Source organism: Undibacterium sp. GW821-FHT11B02 (assembly GCF_058808955.1).
Genome location: NZ_JBXASD010000003.1, coordinates 20393 through 38513, shown reverse-complemented (window position 1 = coordinate 38513; position 18121 = coordinate 20393). Strand labels below are relative to the sequence as shown.

Annotated in this window: 18 protein-coding genes; 16 read left to right on the top strand and 2 right to left on the bottom strand. The window is 53.8% G+C overall.

Annotated features, from left to right (window positions below; all coding sequences use genetic code 11):
- The first annotated feature begins 21 nt into the window (after positions 1-21).
- The 10 genes from AC1RVX_RS06365 to AC1RVX_RS06320 all read left to right on the top strand — a co-directional run bounded on the left by AC1RVX_RS06365 (position 22) and on the right by AC1RVX_RS06320 (position 9603).
- Positions 22-1077, top strand: coding sequence for a FecCD family ABC transporter permease (locus tag AC1RVX_RS06365; protein WP_493215739.1), 1056 nt, complete (start codon positions 22-24; stop codon positions 1075-1077).
- Entirely contained in the window at positions 1077-1850 is a 774-nt protein-coding gene (locus tag AC1RVX_RS06360) for an ABC transporter ATP-binding protein (RefSeq protein ID WP_493215738.1), read from the top strand. The genes AC1RVX_RS06365 and AC1RVX_RS06360 overlap by 1 nt, the downstream gene beginning before the upstream one ends.
- 7 nt (positions 1851-1857) lie before the next feature.
- Positions 1858-2511 carry a cob(I)yrinic acid a,c-diamide adenosyltransferase gene (gene cobO / locus AC1RVX_RS06355; RefSeq protein ID WP_493215737.1) on the top strand — a complete coding sequence of 218 codons (654 nt, stop codon included), beginning with the start codon at positions 1858-1860 and terminating at the stop codon, positions 2509-2511.
- Positions 2505-3818, top strand: a complete 1314-nt coding sequence (locus tag AC1RVX_RS06350; RefSeq protein WP_493215736.1) for a cobyrinic acid a,c-diamide synthase CobB — start codon at positions 2505-2507, stop codon at positions 3816-3818. Before cobO ends, AC1RVX_RS06350 begins: the two co-directional genes overlap by 7 nt.
- On the top strand, positions 3815-4393 hold the full coding sequence (cobU, locus tag AC1RVX_RS06345; RefSeq protein WP_493215735.1) for a bifunctional adenosylcobinamide kinase/adenosylcobinamide-phosphate guanylyltransferase: 579 nt from the start codon (positions 3815-3817) through the stop codon (positions 4391-4393). Before AC1RVX_RS06350 ends, cobU begins: the two co-directional genes overlap by 4 nt.
- On the top strand, positions 4387-5340 hold the full coding sequence (gene cbiB / locus AC1RVX_RS06340; protein WP_493215734.1) for an adenosylcobinamide-phosphate synthase CbiB: 954 nt from the start codon (positions 4387-4389) through the stop codon (positions 5338-5340). The genes cobU and cbiB overlap by 7 nt, the downstream gene beginning before the upstream one ends.
- Positions 5333-6376 (top strand): threonine-phosphate decarboxylase CobD, encoded by a 1044-nt coding sequence (gene cobD / locus AC1RVX_RS06335; protein WP_493215733.1) that lies wholly within the window; start codon positions 5333-5335, stop codon positions 6374-6376. Before cbiB ends, cobD begins: the two co-directional genes overlap by 8 nt.
- 85 nt (positions 6377-6461) lie before the next feature.
- Positions 6462-7340, top strand: a complete 879-nt coding sequence (locus AC1RVX_RS06330; RefSeq protein ID WP_493215732.1) for a cobalamin-binding protein — start codon at positions 6462-6464, stop codon at positions 7338-7340.
- Positions 7337-8146, top strand: a complete 810-nt coding sequence (locus AC1RVX_RS06325) for an ABC transporter substrate-binding protein (RefSeq protein WP_493215731.1) — start codon at positions 7337-7339, stop codon at positions 8144-8146. The genes AC1RVX_RS06330 and AC1RVX_RS06325 overlap by 4 nt, the downstream gene beginning before the upstream one ends.
- A gap of 35 nt (positions 8147-8181) precedes the next feature.
- Positions 8182-9603, top strand: a complete 1422-nt coding sequence (locus AC1RVX_RS06320; RefSeq protein ID WP_493216224.1) for a cobyric acid synthase — start codon at positions 8182-8184, stop codon at positions 9601-9603.
- Positions 9604-9687: 84 nt separating this feature from the next.
- On the opposite strand, the gene AC1RVX_RS06315 is transcribed toward AC1RVX_RS06320, so the two are convergent.
- The gene (locus tag AC1RVX_RS06315) at positions 9688-10428 is read right to left on the bottom strand and encodes a GntR family transcriptional regulator (RefSeq protein ID WP_493216223.1); all 741 of its coding nucleotides are present in this window, start codon (positions 10426-10428) and stop codon (positions 9688-9690) included.
- Positions 10429-10608: 180 nt separating this feature from the next.
- Here AC1RVX_RS06315 and AC1RVX_RS06310 point away from each other — a divergent pair, with 180 nt between their 5' ends.
- The 6 genes from AC1RVX_RS06310 to AC1RVX_RS06285 all read left to right on the top strand — a co-directional run bounded on the left by AC1RVX_RS06310 (position 10609) and on the right by AC1RVX_RS06285 (position 17310).
- Positions 10609-11886 carry an MFS transporter gene (locus AC1RVX_RS06310; RefSeq protein ID WP_493215730.1) on the top strand — a complete coding sequence of 426 codons (1278 nt, stop codon included), beginning with the start codon at positions 10609-10611 and terminating at the stop codon, positions 11884-11886.
- Positions 11886-12797 (top strand): amidohydrolase family protein, encoded by a 912-nt coding sequence (locus tag AC1RVX_RS06305; protein WP_493216222.1) that lies wholly within the window; start codon positions 11886-11888, stop codon positions 12795-12797. Before AC1RVX_RS06310 ends, AC1RVX_RS06305 begins: the two co-directional genes overlap by 1 nt.
- 218 nt (positions 12798-13015) lie before the next feature.
- On the top strand, positions 13016-13474 hold the full coding sequence (locus AC1RVX_RS06300; protein WP_493215729.1) for a cache domain-containing protein: 459 nt from the start codon (positions 13016-13018) through the stop codon (positions 13472-13474).
- Positions 13475-13664: 190 nt separating this feature from the next.
- The gene (locus AC1RVX_RS06295; protein ID WP_493215728.1) at positions 13665-13811 is read left to right on the top strand and encodes a hypothetical protein; all 147 of its coding nucleotides are present in this window, start codon (positions 13665-13667) and stop codon (positions 13809-13811) included.
- Positions 13812-13900: 89 nt separating this feature from the next.
- Entirely contained in the window at positions 13901-15493 is a 1593-nt protein-coding gene (locus tag AC1RVX_RS06290) for a flagellar assembly protein A (RefSeq protein WP_493215727.1), read from the top strand.
- A 158-nt stretch (positions 15494-15651) separates the two neighbouring features.
- Positions 15652-17310 (top strand): phage tail sheath family protein, encoded by a 1659-nt coding sequence (locus AC1RVX_RS06285; RefSeq protein WP_493215726.1) that lies wholly within the window; start codon positions 15652-15654, stop codon positions 17308-17310.
- A gap of 75 nt (positions 17311-17385) precedes the next feature.
- Here AC1RVX_RS06285 and AC1RVX_RS06280 read toward each other — a convergent pair whose 3' ends face one another.
- Complete coding sequence (locus AC1RVX_RS06280; protein ID WP_493215725.1) at positions 17386-18087, bottom strand: tetratricopeptide repeat protein; 702 nt, start codon at positions 18085-18087, stop codon at positions 17386-17388.
- Positions 18088-18121: the final 34 nt, after the last annotated feature.

Here is an 18121-nt window from a genome sequence, read left to right as displayed (position 1 = left end):
TATCTATGGACCAGGCCGATAATGATGTCTTTTTTTTCTGCACGACAGCGCAGTCAGTCGCGTAAAGCGGTGGTAGCGCAACGTGCCGGGCTGGTCCTGCCAATTTTATTGTTGGCAGCCATAGGCAGTGTGCTATTCGCGTGTGTATGCGGCTCGGTATCCCTGAGTTTTACTGAGTTGTGGCAAGCGCTGCTTGAACTGCTGCATGGTAAGCCTGCGACTTTACCTGGGAGCTTGCTGGAACTGCGCCTGGGACGTGCCCTGACCGGCTTTGTTACCGGTGCCACGCTGGCGCTGGCTGGTGTGATGTTACAGGCGTTATTGCGCAATCCTTTGGCTGATCCCTACGTGTTGGGCATATCTGGTGGGGCATCTGTCGGTGCACTGGCAACCATACTGTTTTTCGGTGCTTTCTGGCTGGTGGATGTAGCTGCCTTTGCCGGCGCGATTGCTGTTGCACTATTGCTGTTTGCTTTGGCATACCGTGATCTGCGTGGGGCCGGTAGCACCGATGGCAGTGCACCGATTTTATTGTTGACCGGTGTCATCGTCGCTGCTGGTTGTGGTGCCATCATCACTCTCATGCTGTCAATTGCGCCAGACAGCCGCTTGCGTGGCATGGTGTTCTGGATGATAGGTGATTTGTCGAATACCCAGGCACGTTATTTACCCTGGTTGATACTCGGTGCTATCTTGTTGTTTGCCATGGGCAATGCGCGCTCCATCAATGTTGCTGCCATGCATGCCGACAATGCCAGTACCCTGGGTGTCAACATTGGCCGTCTGCGTCAGCTACTGTTTTTATTTTCTGCCTTATTGACGGCCAGCGCGGTCAGCAATGCCGGTAGCATAGGTTTTGTCGGCCTTATCATGCCCCACATTTGCCGCTTTGCCTGGGGCCCTGATCATCGCTTGCTGGTGCCTGCCGCTACTTTGGCTGGTGGTTGCTTCCTGGTATTGGCAGATACCGTCGCCCGCACCGTGGTAGCACCTCAGCAATTGCCGGTCGGTGTTATTACCGCGCTGGTAGGTGTCCCCGTATTTTTACTGCAACTGCATCAACTGCGGAGGCGCTGATGGACATCCGCGCCCTGAATTTATCCGTAGGCAAGCGCGTATTGGTGCGTGAACTGAACTGGCACATACAGCCGGGTGAATGCTGGTGCATCATCGGTCGCAATGGTGCCGGTAAAAGCACCTTGCTACGTACCCTGGCTGGCTTACGCCCCATAGAAAGCGGTCAGGTCAGCCTGCGCGACAAGCTGCTGCAAGACTGGTCATTGACCGGACTGGCGCGTGAGCGTTCTTTCCTGCCGCAGGGCAGGGTGGATGCCTTTGGTTATTCTGCGCTGGATACTGTACTCAGTGCCCGTCATCCTTACCAGGATGCGCATTACTGGGAAAATAGCGACGACATGGATCTTGCCATGTCAGCCCTGCGCGAGATGGATGTCGCCGACCTGGCAGAGCGTGACGTGCGCAGCCTGTCTGGTGGTGAAAGACAACGCGTCGCCATCGCCGCCTTGCTGGCTCAGGATGCGAAATGGATGTTATTGGATGAACCTGCGAATGCACTTGACCTCGGACACCAGGTCAGCGTCATGCAATTGTTTGCCCGCTTGTGCAGCAAAGCAGATGCACAGCAAAACAAGGCTGTCATCATGGTCAGTCATGACCTTAACATGGCCTACCGCATTGCTACCCACGCACTGTTGCTGATGGGGGATGGTAGCTGGCAAGCCGGGCCTGCAGATCAAATATTCAATGCATCCCAACTCAGCATCTGTCTGGGGCACCCAATCGAACGCTTCACCCATGGTGAACAAACCTTATTTATCCCGCAAAACTGAGAAACTTATGAGCAGTGATACATTGAACATTGAAACATCGCCCAAGCCAGACACCGCGACGGACAATATCAACACCCGTCATGAACGCCGCATGCAGCGCAAAAAAGCGCTGATGGACGAAAAGATAGAGCAGGCTCAACGCAAGACGGGTGTCTTGCTGGTGCATACCGGCAATGGCAAGGGTAAAAGTTCCAGCGCCTTTGGCATGGTCATGCGCGCCATGGGGCACGGCATGAAGGTTGGTGTCGTACAGTTCATCAAGGGAGCGATGTCGACGGGTGAAGAAATCTTCTTGCGCCGTTTTCCGGATGAAGTGGAATTCCACGCCATGGGGGAAGGCTATACCTGGGTCACCCAGAACCGCGAACGCGACATGGAAAAAGCTGCAGCAGCGTGGGAGCAGGCAAAACGTTTTCTGACTGATCCAACGATAGGTCTGGTGGTGCTGGATGAACTCAACATCGCCCTCAAATGCCATTACCTGGATTTGCAAATGGTGATAGATGACCTGGATGGCAGGCCAGAAATGCAGCACGTTGCCGTCACTGGACGCGGTGCCTTGCCAGAGATAATTGCGATTGCCGATACGGTCACGGAAATGCAGGTCATCAAGCATGCCTTCAAGGAAGGTATCGTAGCGCAGGCAGGTGTGGAATGGTAAGGCCCAGCGCCAAGATTGTCCTGATATCGGCCATCGCCTCAGGTCAGGGCAAGACTACCACCACAGCAGCGCTGGCACGCAAGCTGGTGAACATGGGCAAAAGGGTGCGGGTATTTAAAACCGGGCCAGACTTTATTGACCCCATGATGCTGGAACGTGCTTGTGGTTCAGCCGTGCATTCGCTGGATTTGTGGATGGTAGGTAAGGCTGATTCCGAACGTATGCTGGCACGTGCAGCGTTGGATGCAGACGTTATACTCATCGAAGGTGTGATGGGCCTGTATGACGGCAACCCATCGTCGGCTGATCTGGCGCGTGCATTCGGTGTGCCTGTCGTGGCGGTGCTGGACGCCTCTGCGATGGCGCAGACTGTCGGTGCACTGGCCATGGGCTTGCGTGATTTTGGACCGGTGCACCTGGCTGGCGTCATCGCCAACCGCATCGCCTCTGAAGGTCATGCCCAAATGGTTGCCGCAGCCATGCGCGATATTCCCTTGCTGGGCAGCCTGCGCCGTCAGGAAGAAGCTTTGCCCGAACGTCATCTGGGCCTGGTCTTACCGCAAGAAGTAGGTCGGATCGAAGCCATACTCGACGCCATGGCAAACAGCCTGGAACTGGATATGCAAGCCTGGGATGCCTTGCCAGACACCAGTTTTGAATTGAATGAGCACGTGGCGCAGCATGTATCACAACCCACCGCCAACCTGGCGGGCAAGACCATTGCCATTGCGCGCGATGCAGCATTTGCATTTATCTATCCGGCCAACCTTGAATGCCTGATTGGGCTCGATGCCAATCTGGTTTTCTTTTCGCCTTTGGCCGATGAGGCGATACCTGCACAAGCTGATGCCCTGTATTTGCCTGGTGGTTACCCTGAGCTGCATGCAAAGACGCTGACGCAAGCCAATAATTGGCTGGCATCATTGCATGCTGCCCATGCGCAAGGCATGCCGATATTGGCTGAGTGCGGTGGCATGATGGTGATTACCGAAGGTCTGGTAGATCAGCAGGGCCAAAGCTGGCCCATGGCAGGCTTATTGCCGGGCAAAGTCATCATGCAACAAAGGCTGGCAGCGCTGGGTGCACAAGCCTGGGCTACTGCGCAAGGAGAATTACGCGGGCATACTTTTCATTACTCGCGTTTTGAAACCACGTTGACGGCCAATAGCCATACCATCAAGCATTCTACCCAGCAGCAGGGGGAAGCTATTTACCTGGCTGGCAATGTGCGTGCTTCGTATTTTCACGCCTACTTCGCTTCCAACCCGGCGGCAACAGCTTCGCTATTTTTGAGAGATACGGCATGAAACCCGTGCATCGTACCAGCCTGATCTTTGGTGGTGCGCGTTCGGGCAAGAGTGCCTTTGCTGAACAACTGGCGACCAGACTCAGCAATGATCAGCAAGAGGTGCTGTACCTGGCAACCGCCAAAGCAGGCGATGCTGAAATGCAGCAGCGTATCGCCCATCACCGTGCACGTCGCCCTGCACGTTGGAGTACGCTGGAACAAAGCCTGGAACTGGGTGCGACCATCATGACGCATAGTCGCGCAGACAATATCATTCTCGTTGATTGCCTGACGGTCTGGCTGTCGAACCTCTTGTTTTCTGAAGCGACAGATTTTCCCGATATAGGCAACATCACATCACCGCCGCAATTTGCCCTGCAGCGCCAGGCCTTGCTGGACGCATTGGGGCAGGCACCGGGGCAGATCATCCTGGTATCGAATGAAGTCGGCATGGGCATCGTCCCCATGGGAGCCGTTTCGCGCTGGTTTGTGGATGAGGCAGGGCGCTTGAACCAGGCGGTGGCAGCCATTGCAGATAATGTGGTCTGGGTTGCTGCCGGTTTGCCAATGTATTTTAAAGGTCAGCCATGCTGATGCAAGATGGCCTGGTCATGGTGCTATGCCTGCTGCTGGGCATCTTGCTGGATGTGGGCCTGGGCGAGGTGAAGAAGTTTCATCCGCTGGTGGGTTTTGGCAATCTCGCAAACGTCATAGAGCGGCAGTTGAACAAACCCACAGCTACCCGCTGGACTGGGGCTTTGGCCTGGTGTCTGGCAGTCTTGCCGTTAGTCGCATTCAGTCTGTTGGTACTGGTACTTGCCCAGCGCTTCAGCTTGTGGCTGGCCCCGGCACTACATATTGGTTTGCTGTATTTTTGCCTGGGTTTGCGCAGCCTGCATGAACATAACAAAGCCATCGCCACTGCCTTGCAGGCTGGTGATTTGGTTGAAGCAAGGAAGTGCACTTCCTATATCGTCAGTCGTGATACTGCAGATGCAGATGAAGCTTACCTGGCTAAAGCCAGTGTTGAGTCCGTACTGGAAAATGGCTGCGACGCCGTCTTTGCCACCTTGTTCTGGTTCATCTTGCTGGGTGGTGCAGGCGCAGTGTTGTATCGGCTGGTGAATACCCTGGATGCCATGTGGGGATATCGCTCTGCACGCTTCCTGCGCTTTGGCTGCGTTGCTGCACGCATTGATGATGTCATGAACTGGATACCAGCGCGTTTGACAGCATGTACCTATGCCGTGTTGGGCAAGACCCGTCTGGCATGGCAATGCTGGCAGCGTCAGGCACCTGGCTGGCCCAGCCCGAATTCGGGGCCAGTGATGGCTGCCGGTGCTGGTGCGCTTGGGTTGGCACTGGGTGGCAGCGCCAGCTATGATGGCGTGGCAGAAATCAGGCCACCGCTAGGTGAAGGTGATGCAGCTAAAGCAGCAGATATTTTGCGGGCCTTGCAGCTGGTCAAAGGTGGTGCTGCACTATGGTGTGAAATTGCCTTGATGGCAGCACTATTTTTAGGCGGAGTCATCCATGCTTGAACATGGCGGCAATTTACGCGATGCCGTGCGGCATTTTGGTCGCCCGCTGGAAGACTGGCTGGACCTGTCCACTGGCATTAATCCGCATTTTTATCCTGCACCGTTATTGGCAGCGAATGCCTGGCATCGCTTGCCTGAATATTCTGATGCACTGGTGCGGGCGGCGCAATCTTATTATGCCGCTCCACGCATGCTGGCGGTGGCTGGCTCGCAGGCCGTGATACAGGCGCTGCCACGTTTGCGTCCGGCTGCACGCGTTGTCGTGTCAGCCCCCAGTTATGCCGAACATGCGTATCAATGGCGACAAGCCGGGCATGTGGTCACAGAATGTGCTTATGCTGCACTGGATGCTGTTGTCGAACAGGCAGACGTGCTGGTACTGTGTAATCCGAATAACCCTACTGGTGAATTCATTCCACCCGCCCAATTGTTACTTTGGGCTGCGCAACTGGCAGAACGTGGCGGCTGGCTGGTGGTGGATGAAGCCTTTGTTGATACCGTGCCCGACATCAGTGTGGCGGCACAAACAGAGCAACCTGGTTTGATAGTCCTGCGTTCAGTCGGTAAGTTCTTTGGCTTGGCAGGTATACGCCTGGGCTTTGTCGCGGCTGAGAGAAATCTGCTGCAGCAATTGGCGAATTATCTTGGCCCCTGGAGCGTGAGTGGCCCGGCTCAGCAAATCGCTATTGCTGCTTTGAATGATCATACCTGGCAGGCGCAGACAGCGCGGCTCTTGCAACAGGAGGGCGAACGCCTGCGGCAGCTTTTGAAAGCGCATGGCATGCGTACGTCGGGTACGGATTTGTTCCAGTGGTGCAGTCATTATGAGCTGGATGGTAAATCAGAGCAGTTGTGGCAATTCATGGCGGAACGTGGCATATGGCTGCGCTGGTTTGCGCAAGGGCCACACAGGCCACATGGTCTGCGCTTTGGTTTGCCGGGGAGTGAAGCGGGGTGGTTGCGGTTGGAGGTCGCTTTGGATGAATGGTTGAAAATTCAAAACCACTCACCACAGAGACGTGGAGACACAGAGTAAGCACAGAGGAAGTGTAAAGAGGGACTTCGTTTTTATCGTCGCGTATTGGAGTGATATGTTCAGGCTTTTGAGTTTTGTAGTCATTATGATGGCCTCGGTTCATGCGCAGGCGGCTATTACTGTGACGGATGACATGGGCAATCAGGTGACGCTGGCGAAGCCTGCTCAGCGGATTATCAGCCTGTCGCCACATGTGACGGAATTGATTTATGCGGCGGGAGCGGGTGATCGTATTGTCGGCACTGTCAAATATAGTGATTACCCGGCGCAGGCAAAAAATATTCCTCGCCTGGGTGACAATCGTCAGCTCGATCTTGAACGCATACTGGCGATGAAGCCGGATTTGCTCATCGTGTGGATGCATGGTGCGTATGAGCGGCAGTTGGAGACATTGCACAGTTCAGGTATTCCTTATTTTTTTAGCGAGCCGCATAAACTGGACAACGTGCCGGAAACCCTGATCAAATTCGGCAGCCTGTTCGGCACAGAAAAACAGGCTCAGGCAGCGGCGGCAGAATTCAGGCAGCAGGTGCAACAGCTAAGTAATCAGTACCAGAATAAAAGCAAGGTGAAGACTTTCTATCAGGTATGGGGCAAGCCGCTTTACACATTGAATGACAGCCACATCGTCAGTGATGCAATTCGTACTTGCGGCGGTGAAAATATTTTTGGCAAATTACCCACTACTGCACCCATCGTCGGTACCGAATCCGTCTTGCAGGAAAACCCTGAAGTCATCATCACCGGTGACAGCAAAACCCAGGCCGTGAGCGGCGTTGAACAATGGAAAACTTTTCCGACCTTGCTTGCAACAAAAAACAATAATCTGGTGTCCATAGAAGGCGACCTGGTTAACCGGTCCGGCCCGCGCATTATTGAAGGCGCGAAACTGATTTGTCAGGCACTGGAGTCAGCCAGGCAAAAACGCGATAAAACCGTGGCACCGCCACAAGGAAAAAAATGAATTCATCCAGTATGTATCAACGCATTGCCTGCCTGTCCACCGAAGCGGTGGAAGTCTTGTATGCCCTCGGGGCAGAAGACTGTGTCGCCGGTATCTCTGGTTACACCACCAGACCAGCCCGTGCCCGTGATGAAAAGCCCAAGGTTAGCGGGTTCTCATCGGCACAGATAGACCGCATTCTGGCTGTTAAGCCAGACCTGGTGGTTGCCTATTCGAATATGCAGTCCGAGATATCGCGTGAACTGATCAGCGCCGGGATAGAAGTACATGCCTTCAATCAACGCGATGTTGCAGGTATTTTGCACATGATCAAGGTACTGGCGAATCTGGTTGGCAAGCAAGAGCAGGGCAGCATCTTGATTGCTGAACTGCAAGCCCAGATAGATGTTGTCAAACAGCAGGCTGCAAATTGGACACGCCGGCCCAAGGTTTATTTTGAAGAATGGAATGAACCCCTGATGTCAGGCATAGGCTGGGTATCTGAATTGATACAGATAGCGGGCGGTGAAGATGCCTTTGCCGATCTGGCGGTTTTTCACAGCGCCAAACAGCGTATCATTGCCGATCCTGCTGAAGTCGTCAGGCGTGCGCCGGATATCATCATCGGTTCCTGGTGTGGCAAGAAATTCCGGCCCGACAGTGTGGTGGCCCGTGATGGTTGGGATCATATTCCTGCAGTCAGAAACGGCAGAGTGCTGGAAATAAAATCGGCTGATATCCTGTCGCCAGGGCCGTCTGCTATACAGCATGGGCTGGTGCAGTTGCATATATTGATTGCCGAATGGCAGGCAGAGCAGAAAGCATAAATAAGAAGACGGTTATCATGAAAATTTCCACGCTGATGGTACAGGGCACGACTTCCGACGCAGGAAAAAGCACGGTCGTTGCGGCCCTGTGCCGGTTGTTGTATCGCCAGGGTGTACGCGTTGTCCCCATGAAGCCACAAAACATGGCACTGAATAGCGCAGTTACTATAGACGGCGGCGAGATCGGTCGTGCCCAGGCCTTGCAGGCAGTGGCAGCCGGGTTGCCTGCGCATACCGACATGAATCCAGTCTTGCTAAAACCTTCTTCCGATACAGGTGCCCAGGTCATCATTCATGGCAAGGTCAGGGCGGATATGGATGCGCGTGATTATCATCAATACAAAACCGTTGCCATGGGCGCGGTGCTGGAATCTTATGGCCGCCTGCAACAGCAATATGAAGCGATTATCGTTGAAGGCGCGGGCAGCCCCGCTGAGGTGAATTTGCGTGACCGCGACATTGCCAATATGGGCTTTGCTGAAGCCGTCGATTGCCCCGTCATCCTGGTGGCAGACATAGACCGTGGTGGCGTGTTTGCCCATTTTGTCGGCACGTTGGATTGCCTGTCAGCGTCCGAACAAAAACGCATCGTCGGTTTTGTCATCAACCGCTTTCGTGGTGACATTCGCCTGCTGGAACCCGGGCTTGAATGGCTGGAAAAAAAGACAGGCAAGCCTGTGCTGGCCGTACTGCCATACCTGCACGGCCTGCAACTCGATGCGGAGGATGCGATACAGTCCAGCCAGGGCAATGCTGGCAAGTTCCGCATCATTGTGCCCGCTATACCGCGTATATCGAATCACACAGACTTTGATGCACTGCGCGCCCACCCTGATGTCGATCTGCAGTTTATCGGCCCCGACAGGGCGATTCCGCCTGCTGACCTGATCATCCTGCCCGGCAGTAAAAACACGCGCGCCGACCTGGAATTTTTACAGGCGCAGGGTTGGCAACCCGTGTTGGAAAAGCACCTGCGCTACGGTGGCAAAGTCATCGGTATTTGTGGCGGTTATCAAATGCTGGGCCAGGTTATCAGCGACCCGCATGGTGTCGAAGGGCAGGCCGGTGATTCTGATGGCTTGGGCCTGCTCGACATCACCACTGAACTGACGCAAGAAAAACGTCTGCAACAGGTGACTGGCGTATGCGTATTCAATGAGAGTGCAGCGCAAGTCAGTGGCTATGAAATTCACATGGGCATCACCTATGCCAGCAATGACACGCAGCCGGTTTTCAAGATCAATGACGAAGACGAAGGCGCACGCTCACCGGATGACTTGATCCTGGGTACTTACCTGCATGGCCTGTTCGACCACCCCGAAGCCTGCGCCGCCTTGCTGGCCTGGGCAGGACTGGAAAGTGAGCATAAGGTTGATCTGGCCGCCTTGCGTGAACACAGCCTGAACCGGGTGGCTGATGCTTGCGTGCCGCTGCTGGATGCCTTGCAGCGGCTTTAAGGTGACACTGCCTGTTTCTATACAGGCAGTATTTTCGCAATATCACAAGCGATTTCAAATACCATGAGCGCCAATATGATCTGGTTAGCGTATTTCGACTTTATAACGGAAGCCTTCTGCCGGGCCGCGTGAGCGCCGCCATTCCAGCGGCACCCGGTCATAGCCCAGGGCAAGGCGCTCGATGACTACCACCGGCTGTCCGTCCAGTACCGGCAACTCCCTGGCATCGGATTGCGTGGCCGAATCGACCGTCAACGTTTCTTCGGCTGACGCGATCACTTTGCCGCAGTGCTCTTCATAAAAAGGGTAGAGCAGGTCGGGGAAGTCGGCGACATCGATTTTCATCAGCGCGCCAAACTGCGGGTAGGGCAACCAAATCTCCTCCAGCAATATCGGCTTATCATCGATGAGCCGCACCCGGTCAAGGCGGATCGCCTGCGCCTTTTTGGACAGGTTCAATGCCTCTGCTACGGTGGCTGGAGGGCTGCCCAGCGTACGTTTCAGGATGCGGCCTTGCGGTACCAGGCGCTGACCCTCGTGCACCTGATGGCGAAAGAAGCGGAACAGCGAGGCGTTGAAGCTGGGGCGGCGGATGAAGGTGCCACGCCCCTGGCTGCGCTCCAGTATGCCATCAGCGACCAGTGTGTCGATTGCTTTGCGCAAAGTGCCGATGGCGACGCCATAGTGCTTGGTCAGTTCGATTTCGGTTGGAATTGCCGCGTTCGTTTGCCACTCTCCGCCGGTGATCCTGGCCAGGATATCGTCGCGCAGCCGCTGGTATAGCGGCAGCCTGTCGTCTTGGGCGGGTAGGGTAGGTTTCTTCATTTGATCTGTATGGCCGGATAACTGGATGTCCAGCACTTTATCCGTATATCGCACGCCAGTCCATACGCATGGTTGACACAGCGCTGATTGGGTACTACTATTCATCTAAACATATATATGTTTAGATGAATTAAAAGAAGCCTCGAAGGCTAACACAAGTGAAAACTCAAGGAGACAAGCATGTTTAACTGGTATCGGCAAGTATCGCCGCTGGAGCGCAGGACCTTTTGGGCCTGTTTCAGTGGATGGGGTCTGGATGCGCTGGATGTGCAAATGTTCACGCTCGCCATCCCGGCGCTGATCGCAGCGTTTGGCCTCGACAAAACTCAGGCTGGCATGATTAGCGCCGCTACGCTGGTCGCCTCGGCGCTGGGTGGCTGGATCGCCGGTGCCATTTCCGACCGCCTGGGACGGGTGCGTACGCTGCAACTGACCATCCTGTGGTTTTCGGTATTCACCTTTCTGTGTTCCTTCGCACAAACCTTCCCGCAACTGATCTTCCTGAAGGCGCTGCAAGGCTTCGGCTTTGGTGGCGAATGGGCGGCCGGTGCGGTTTTGATGGCGGAAACGGTCCGCAGCGAGCATCGCGGCAAAGCGATGGGTACGGTGCAGAGTGCCTGGGCCGTTGGCTGGGGTGCTGCGGTGATCCTGTACACGGTGCTGTTTTCCTGGCTGACGCCAGATATGGCGTGGCGTGTGATGTTCATGCTCGGCCTGTTGCCAGCACTGCTGGTGGTGTATGTGCGGCGCTCGATTACCGAGCCGGTTAAGGTGGCGACAGTCTCCAGACAGGCTGAAGATAAGGTGCCACTGATCGGCATATTTTCGCCAGCGCTGCTGAAGACCACGATCATCGGCAGCCTGCTGGGTATGGGTGCTCATGGTGGCTATTACGCGCTGATGACATGGCTGCCGACTTATCTGAAGACAGAACGGCATTTGTCAGTGCTCAGCACTGGTGGCTATCTGGCAGTGATCATCGTGGCATTCTGGCTAGGCTGTATCGCCAGCGCACAGTTGCTGGACCGGATAGGGCGCCGTCGCAATGTCGCATTGTTCGCCATCTGTTCGACTGTCACGGTGCTGATTTATTTGTTGCTGCCGCTGAGCAATATGGCGATGCTCTTCCTTGGATTTCCGCTGGGCTTTTTTGCTGCCGGCATTCCGGCCAGCCTGGGCGCGTTGTTCAATGAATTGTATCCGGCTTCAATGCGTGGCGCGGGTGTTGGTTTCTGCTATAACTTCGGGCGTATCGCTTCAGCCGGCTTCCCGGTACTGGTTGGCTACATGAGTCAGTCTATGCCCTTGGGCGAAGCGATCGGCATTGACGCTGCCATCGCTTATGGTGTGGTGGTGCTGACCGTGCTGATGCTGCCCGAGACTATGGGCAAGCGGCTAGACGGTGCTGTGGAGCAGCCTGAACGCTCTCTTAACGCCGTACAGTCTGGGGAAGCATGATGATGACCAGACGCGATTTTAATTTAACCCTGATGCGCTCGGCTATAGCAATGGCTCCGTTGACGGCCTGCGCGACCATACAAAGACCCGACTCCATGATTGCTATCGATTGTCACGCCCATGTGTTCCTGCACAGTTTGCCAATGCCAGATCCGCGCCGCGCACCGGCGGGCTACGATGCAACACCGGAAGCGTATCTGGCTGTGCTGGATGCCAATGCGATGACGCATGGCGTGATCGTCCAGCCCAGTTTTCTCGGATTGGATAACAGCTACCTGCTGAATGTGTTGCGCGCCCATCCAGACCGGCTGCGCGGTATTGCAGTGGTGGCACCCGGCGTGGCGGTAGAGCAGTTGGACCAGATGCAACAGGCCGGTGTGGTCGGCATACGATTGAACCTGATCGGCTTGCCGACACCAGACTTTGCCAGCCCGGCGTGGCGCGCTTTGCTGCAACAGATCAAGCAGCGCGACTGGCAGGTTGAAGTGCATCAGACTGCGCTGGAATTGAAGCCAGTGCTGGAGCCATTGCTGGCGGCGGGTGTCAATGTGGTGGTCGATCATTTCGGTCGACCCGGTGCCACGGAGGGTATCGACGATCCTGGCTTCCGCTATCTGCTGTCGCTGGGCAGTTCGCGGCGTGTGTGGGTCAAGCTGTCGGGCGCATATCGTAACGGCGGAAATGGTCGCGGCGAGGCGACGGCACTGGCGGCGATGCCCTTGCTGCGCGAGCACTTTGGTCTGGACCGGCTATTGTGGGGCAGCGACTGGCCGCATACACTGTTTGAAAAAACGGTGGACTACGGTATGCAGAAAAAGTTGATGGAACAGTTGCTGCCATCTGTGGCGGACCGGCGTGCTGTGCTGCACCAGACGCCTGCGCGGTTGTTCCGGTTTGTCGTCCCGGTTTGATTCCACGCTGGCAAATTATGCAGGTGGCTTGGTAAATTTGATCATGCGCTTCAAGAAAATGCAAAAAACAAATAACCAAAATTTAGAGATGGTATTCATATGAAAAAATCATTACTCGCTCTGGTACTATTGGGTTCGGTCGCAGGCGTTTTACAAGCGCTGACATTGATCACGATCTACGGCGATGCCGGTCCTGGTTCAATCTGAAAGGAAAAATTATGAGTAAAATATTTCGAACTATCTTGTCCTTTGTCTTTCTGGGTCTTTCGGTGACAAGTTTCGCTGCCGAGCATGGCAGTGCCGACGAAGCAGTAGCGATGGTGCGGAAAGTTGCTGCTTACATGAAAGTCAATGGATTGGAAAAAACGATTGCTGAAGTCAATAGTAAAAATAGCCAATTCGTCGATCGCGACCTGTACATCACTATTTTCGATATGGAGTCGAAGAACCTTGCTCACGGCGCCAACCCTAAACTGGTCGGTAAGAATCTCATCGATTTGAAGGACATGGACGGGAAATATTTTATGCGGGAGCGCATGGAGATACTCAAGACCAAGTCCAAAGGCTGGGTCGAGTACAAATGGCCGAACCCCGTTACCAAACAAATAGAACTAAAGGCTACCTATTTTGAAAAATTTGGCGATGTCTCAATCAGTTGCGGAATCTATGCGAAATAAGTGGCGCTCTCACCAGAGGGGCGAAAGTGAACATAAGGTCGCTCTGGATGCCTTGAAATGTCCATAATGTCACACTGCCTGTTTCTATGCAGGCAGTATTTGTGCAATAGCAAAAGCGATTTCAAATAGGGAATCGCCTGCAATTTCTATGCGCCGAACTGCAAGTGCACAGCTGCATCTTGGCGACCACATGTCAGCCGCATATTTCATCCTCTCGCTCTCCTGCTCCCCGCGTTTACTTGCCGGTTTTTTGACGCAACAGGCTTTTTCAGCCAAATTCAATCAAGATGACGCTAATTTCAGAAATGTTGCCGTAGATTACGCGTTTGTGATGTAATAATGTGCATCGCATATGAGGTCGGAATTTAAATTTAAGGAAGCATCTTGGACGAATCGCTTTCTAATTCGGCAACATTATCATTTTTTGTGGATGAGTCCACAGGGGCGCTGTGCGCCCTCTATACGCCACAGGAAGACAGGGACACCCCCAATCTTGCTGAGCTTGAAGAAGCACTGAACGCCAGTAAATATGCTACTTTCTACAGGGAACAGTCCGCCCTGTCAGCTTTCATCAAATTGTGTAGCGAAACCCAGGATCCAGTCAGGCTGGACATCGGTGCCTGCAGGGATGCAGAATTTTCATTGCGTTTGTCCGATGATTTATTATCTGCCTGGCTGACGCTGATTCCCGCCCAAGGCGGCAAACCCATCGGTAAAGCAGTTAACGATGCCTTGCGTGAGCAGGGCATTATTCATGGCATTTTGCATGCCGAACTGGACGCTGCGTTAGCTGCAGGCGTGTGTGACAATCTGCTGATTGCCCATGGTGAGCCAGTACGCAATGGCACAGAAGGCCGACTGGAACCTTTGTTTGGTGAACATAAAAATGCGAAAGCTCAGAGGGATGAACTGGCGGTCATCAAGTTTCGTGAGCTGGGCCATATTCTGATAGTGCATGCGGGTGATGAATTGATGCGTCGCATTCCACCAGTACAAGGCAAGTTCGGCATGAACATCCTGGGCCAGGTGGTATTGGCCAAGCCTCTGCCAGAGATGCAATTTGGGCCTCACCTGCAAGGAGCTGCGCCAGCAGCCACCGACCCGGATTTGTTGCTGGCGACGAATAGCGGCCAACCCATGATCGTGTCTGACGGCGTGATCGTCAATCCCGTGTTGCAGGTGCCTGACGTTGATCTGGGTACAGGCAATATCTGCTTCGAAGGTACTATCCATGTTGACGGAGATATCAAGGCTGGCATGAGCCTGAATGTCACGGGTGATGTGATCGTCAATGGCATGATAGAGGCCGCCGAAATTGTTGCCGGTGGCAATGTGGCAGTGAAGGGTGGCATTATCGGTCTGGCAGAGAAAAAACCTGGAACCCAAAGCATGAGCGGCATTACCTCGCGGATCAAATGCGGGGGAACGGTGCAGGCACTGTTTGCCGAACATTCCCATATCGAAGCAGGGCAGGCTATACAGCTGGAGCAAAGTGCCCGCCAATGCGATCTGATCGCCAGAAAGGAAATTATCGTTGGTAAGCCTGGTTCTGGCGTAGGTAATATTCTTGGTGGCAGGGCGCAGGCATCGTTGCTGGTGGCTGCAGCGTCGTTGGGGGCTTCCAATGGCTCAAGAACACAGATACAGGTTGGCTTTGATCCCTACTTGGAAGAAGAGATCAACGGCAAGGAAAACCAGATAGGCCGCAAGGAGGCAGAGCTTGATCAAGTCTTGAAGTTACAGGTTTTTTTCAGCAAGAACCCGCAAAAGGCTGCCGGTGGTGTGGGTGAAAAGGTCGATGCCAAGCGCCTGCATCTGCTATCCGAATTGCAGGCACTGGAAGCAGAAATTGATGTGCTGGAGTCTGAACTGGAATTGATAGAGCAAGCCGGCGTCAAGGTCATCAAGAAAATCCATGAAGGCGTGGAAATTCAGATAGGTAAACAAAAATGGCTGGTGAAAGAAGACGCCGGGCCAGGTAATTACCAGGTACGTGATGGCAGGATAGTGATCGTGTGAGCTTACTTTTCTTGTGAAGTGAAGTGCGTTTAGACTCATGTTATCAAGCTTGGTCATTGTACAAAACCAGTCCACCAGGATGGGGCAATTATTCTGCAAAGCGCTATGATGCCGGGTGTGAATATTGAATTGCAATAACTGAAAAGGGAAGAACTATCTTGGCTACCTATAATCATCCTGGTGTATACATACAGGAAGTGCCAGGCGCTAGTAGTATTCAGGGTGCTTCCACTTCGACGCCGGTCTTTGTTGGCGTGACCGAATATGGTCCCACTGAGCAACCGACCCTGATCACCAGCTGGAATGATTACCAAAGCGTGTTTGGTAATTTGGCCTGGTATGCGATGGCGTCATGGTCAGTGTATGCATTTTTTAATGAGGGTGGGATCGCATGTTGGGTCGTGCGGTGCACAGATGCCACTGCGGCCCCGCCAGCAGGTGCGACACTGGGCGACCTGGTAATCAATGCTGTAACCGCAGGTACATGGGGAAACGCATTGGGGATCATGATTGACAACGGCAGTAGTCCGCCTGCCAGCGGTACTGCCAGTCAGGTATTTAATCTGAGCGTTACGGTAGATCAATCCAAAATCGGTCTGGGCAATGCGGCAGCACCGACGCAGATAGATATGCCAAATGCCTTGTTGCAGCGCTATGTGTTGCAAAATAATGTGCAAGTGGTGCCTGGGCAAACCTATTATGTGCTGGAGTCGTTTAAGGGATTCACAGGTAACAGCCTGATCGCTGATGCCGGAAAGTTTAGTCCGGTCGCGACCAGCATCAACAGTAGTTCCATGTTTATCCGCATTGCACCGAATGCCAATGCGATTACCAGCTCTTCTTTGCCCGCAAATACCACCACGCCGGCGGCTTTGAATAACGGTGCCTCGCCCAATTACAGGTTCGACACGGCCACCGCTTTGCTGCAGGAAATCCAGGGAATTAGTCTGCTATCTGTTCCTGATATTGCTACCTACGAGAAAACAGGGGATTCCAATCCATTAATGACACAGGGTACGCTGATCAACCAGGAACTGCTATTTTGCGAAAGCCCGCAGCAGCAAAATCTGTTTTATGTGATTGATCCGCCATTTGGTCTGGACGTGCAAGATATTTTGTCGTTCAAAACCGGTGCAGGTAGTGCCACATCCGGTAACCCCAATGCCTTGAGTTCCGGGTTTGGTGCGATTTACTATCCATGGGTGTACGTCTATAACCCGATTGCCGGCACCAATATACCTGTTCCTCCGTCCGGCCCCACCTTGGGGCGCTATGCCTACACTGATACCAATGTTGGGGTATGGAAGGCACCTGCCGGGGTGGATGACGGTGCCTTGTCGACGGTGGTGGCGCTGGATCATACTATTAGCGATTCTGACCTGGATCAGCTCAATCCGGAAGGTATCAATGCGATCCGCAATATCATCAATTATGGCAACGTGATCTGGGGTGCCCGCACACTGTCTATGAATACCGACTGGACGTATGTCAGTGTTCGTCGTTTGTTCATCTACGTCGAGCAAAGCCTGAAGCAAAGCTTGCAATGGGTTGTGTTTGAGCCTGATGACCAAACTACCTGGTCTTCGGTGACGAGCGACATTACCGCATTTCTGACCAGCTTATGGCAGCAGGGGGGATTATTTGGTGAAACAGCGCAAGAGGCGTTTTTTGTGACCTGTGACGCAAGTAACAACCCCCCCGTTACCAGAGCATTGGGGGAGATGTATATTGATATCGGTCTGGCACCGGTTTATCCGGGAGAATTTATACTTTTGCGCATAACACAGAAAACGGCTGGCCCGGAGTCAGGCGCTTGATTTGGCCCAGTTGTTCCCAAATGCAGGAGACAGATTGCTGATAGAGCAGTGGTTACAGCTTTCAAGCACTCAAACTTATTTTGCCGCTTTCTCCGGCTTCCAATCCTGCGCCAGTGTCAGGGCTTCGTCAACTTGCTCCTTGCTCATTTTGGCTGCGACAAATTTCTTGTAGACGGCGGTGTCTTCATAATCGCCAGCGAGGGTCAGCCATTTATAGGCTTCCACCAGATTGACATCGACGCCTTTGCCTTTCAGGTAGATCAGGCCCAATTGGTACTGGCCGCTGGCGTTGTTTTGATTGGCTGCTTGCAAGAATAATTCCCTGGCCTTGGCAAAATCGCGTGGCACGCCAGTGCCTGTGACATACAGTATGCCCAGACTGTATTGGGCATCGGCATAGCCCTGGTCGGCGGCCCTTTTGAACCAGGATGCGGCAATGCCGTGGTTAGAGACGACGCCTTTGCCTTTGGCATACATGCGCCCCAGATTCACCTGGGCGCGCACATTGTCCTTGCTGGCAGATTGTTCAAACCAGATCATGGCTTGTTTGTAGTCTTGCTCTACGCCTTCGCCATTCAGGTACATCAGGCCAAGGTTGAACTGGGCGTCGGCATTACCCTTGTTGGCTGCTGCCCTGAATGATTCAAGGGCAGATGGAAAATCGCCTTGTTCATAATAGGCGACACCGTCTGTGAAGTCATCAGCGTGGGACAGTGGTGCCATGCTGAAAGTGGCAAGCATGGCAAACAAGGGCAGCAGGGTTTTGTATCTTGGCATGGTGACCCTCTAACTGAATGGTTGTTATTAAGGT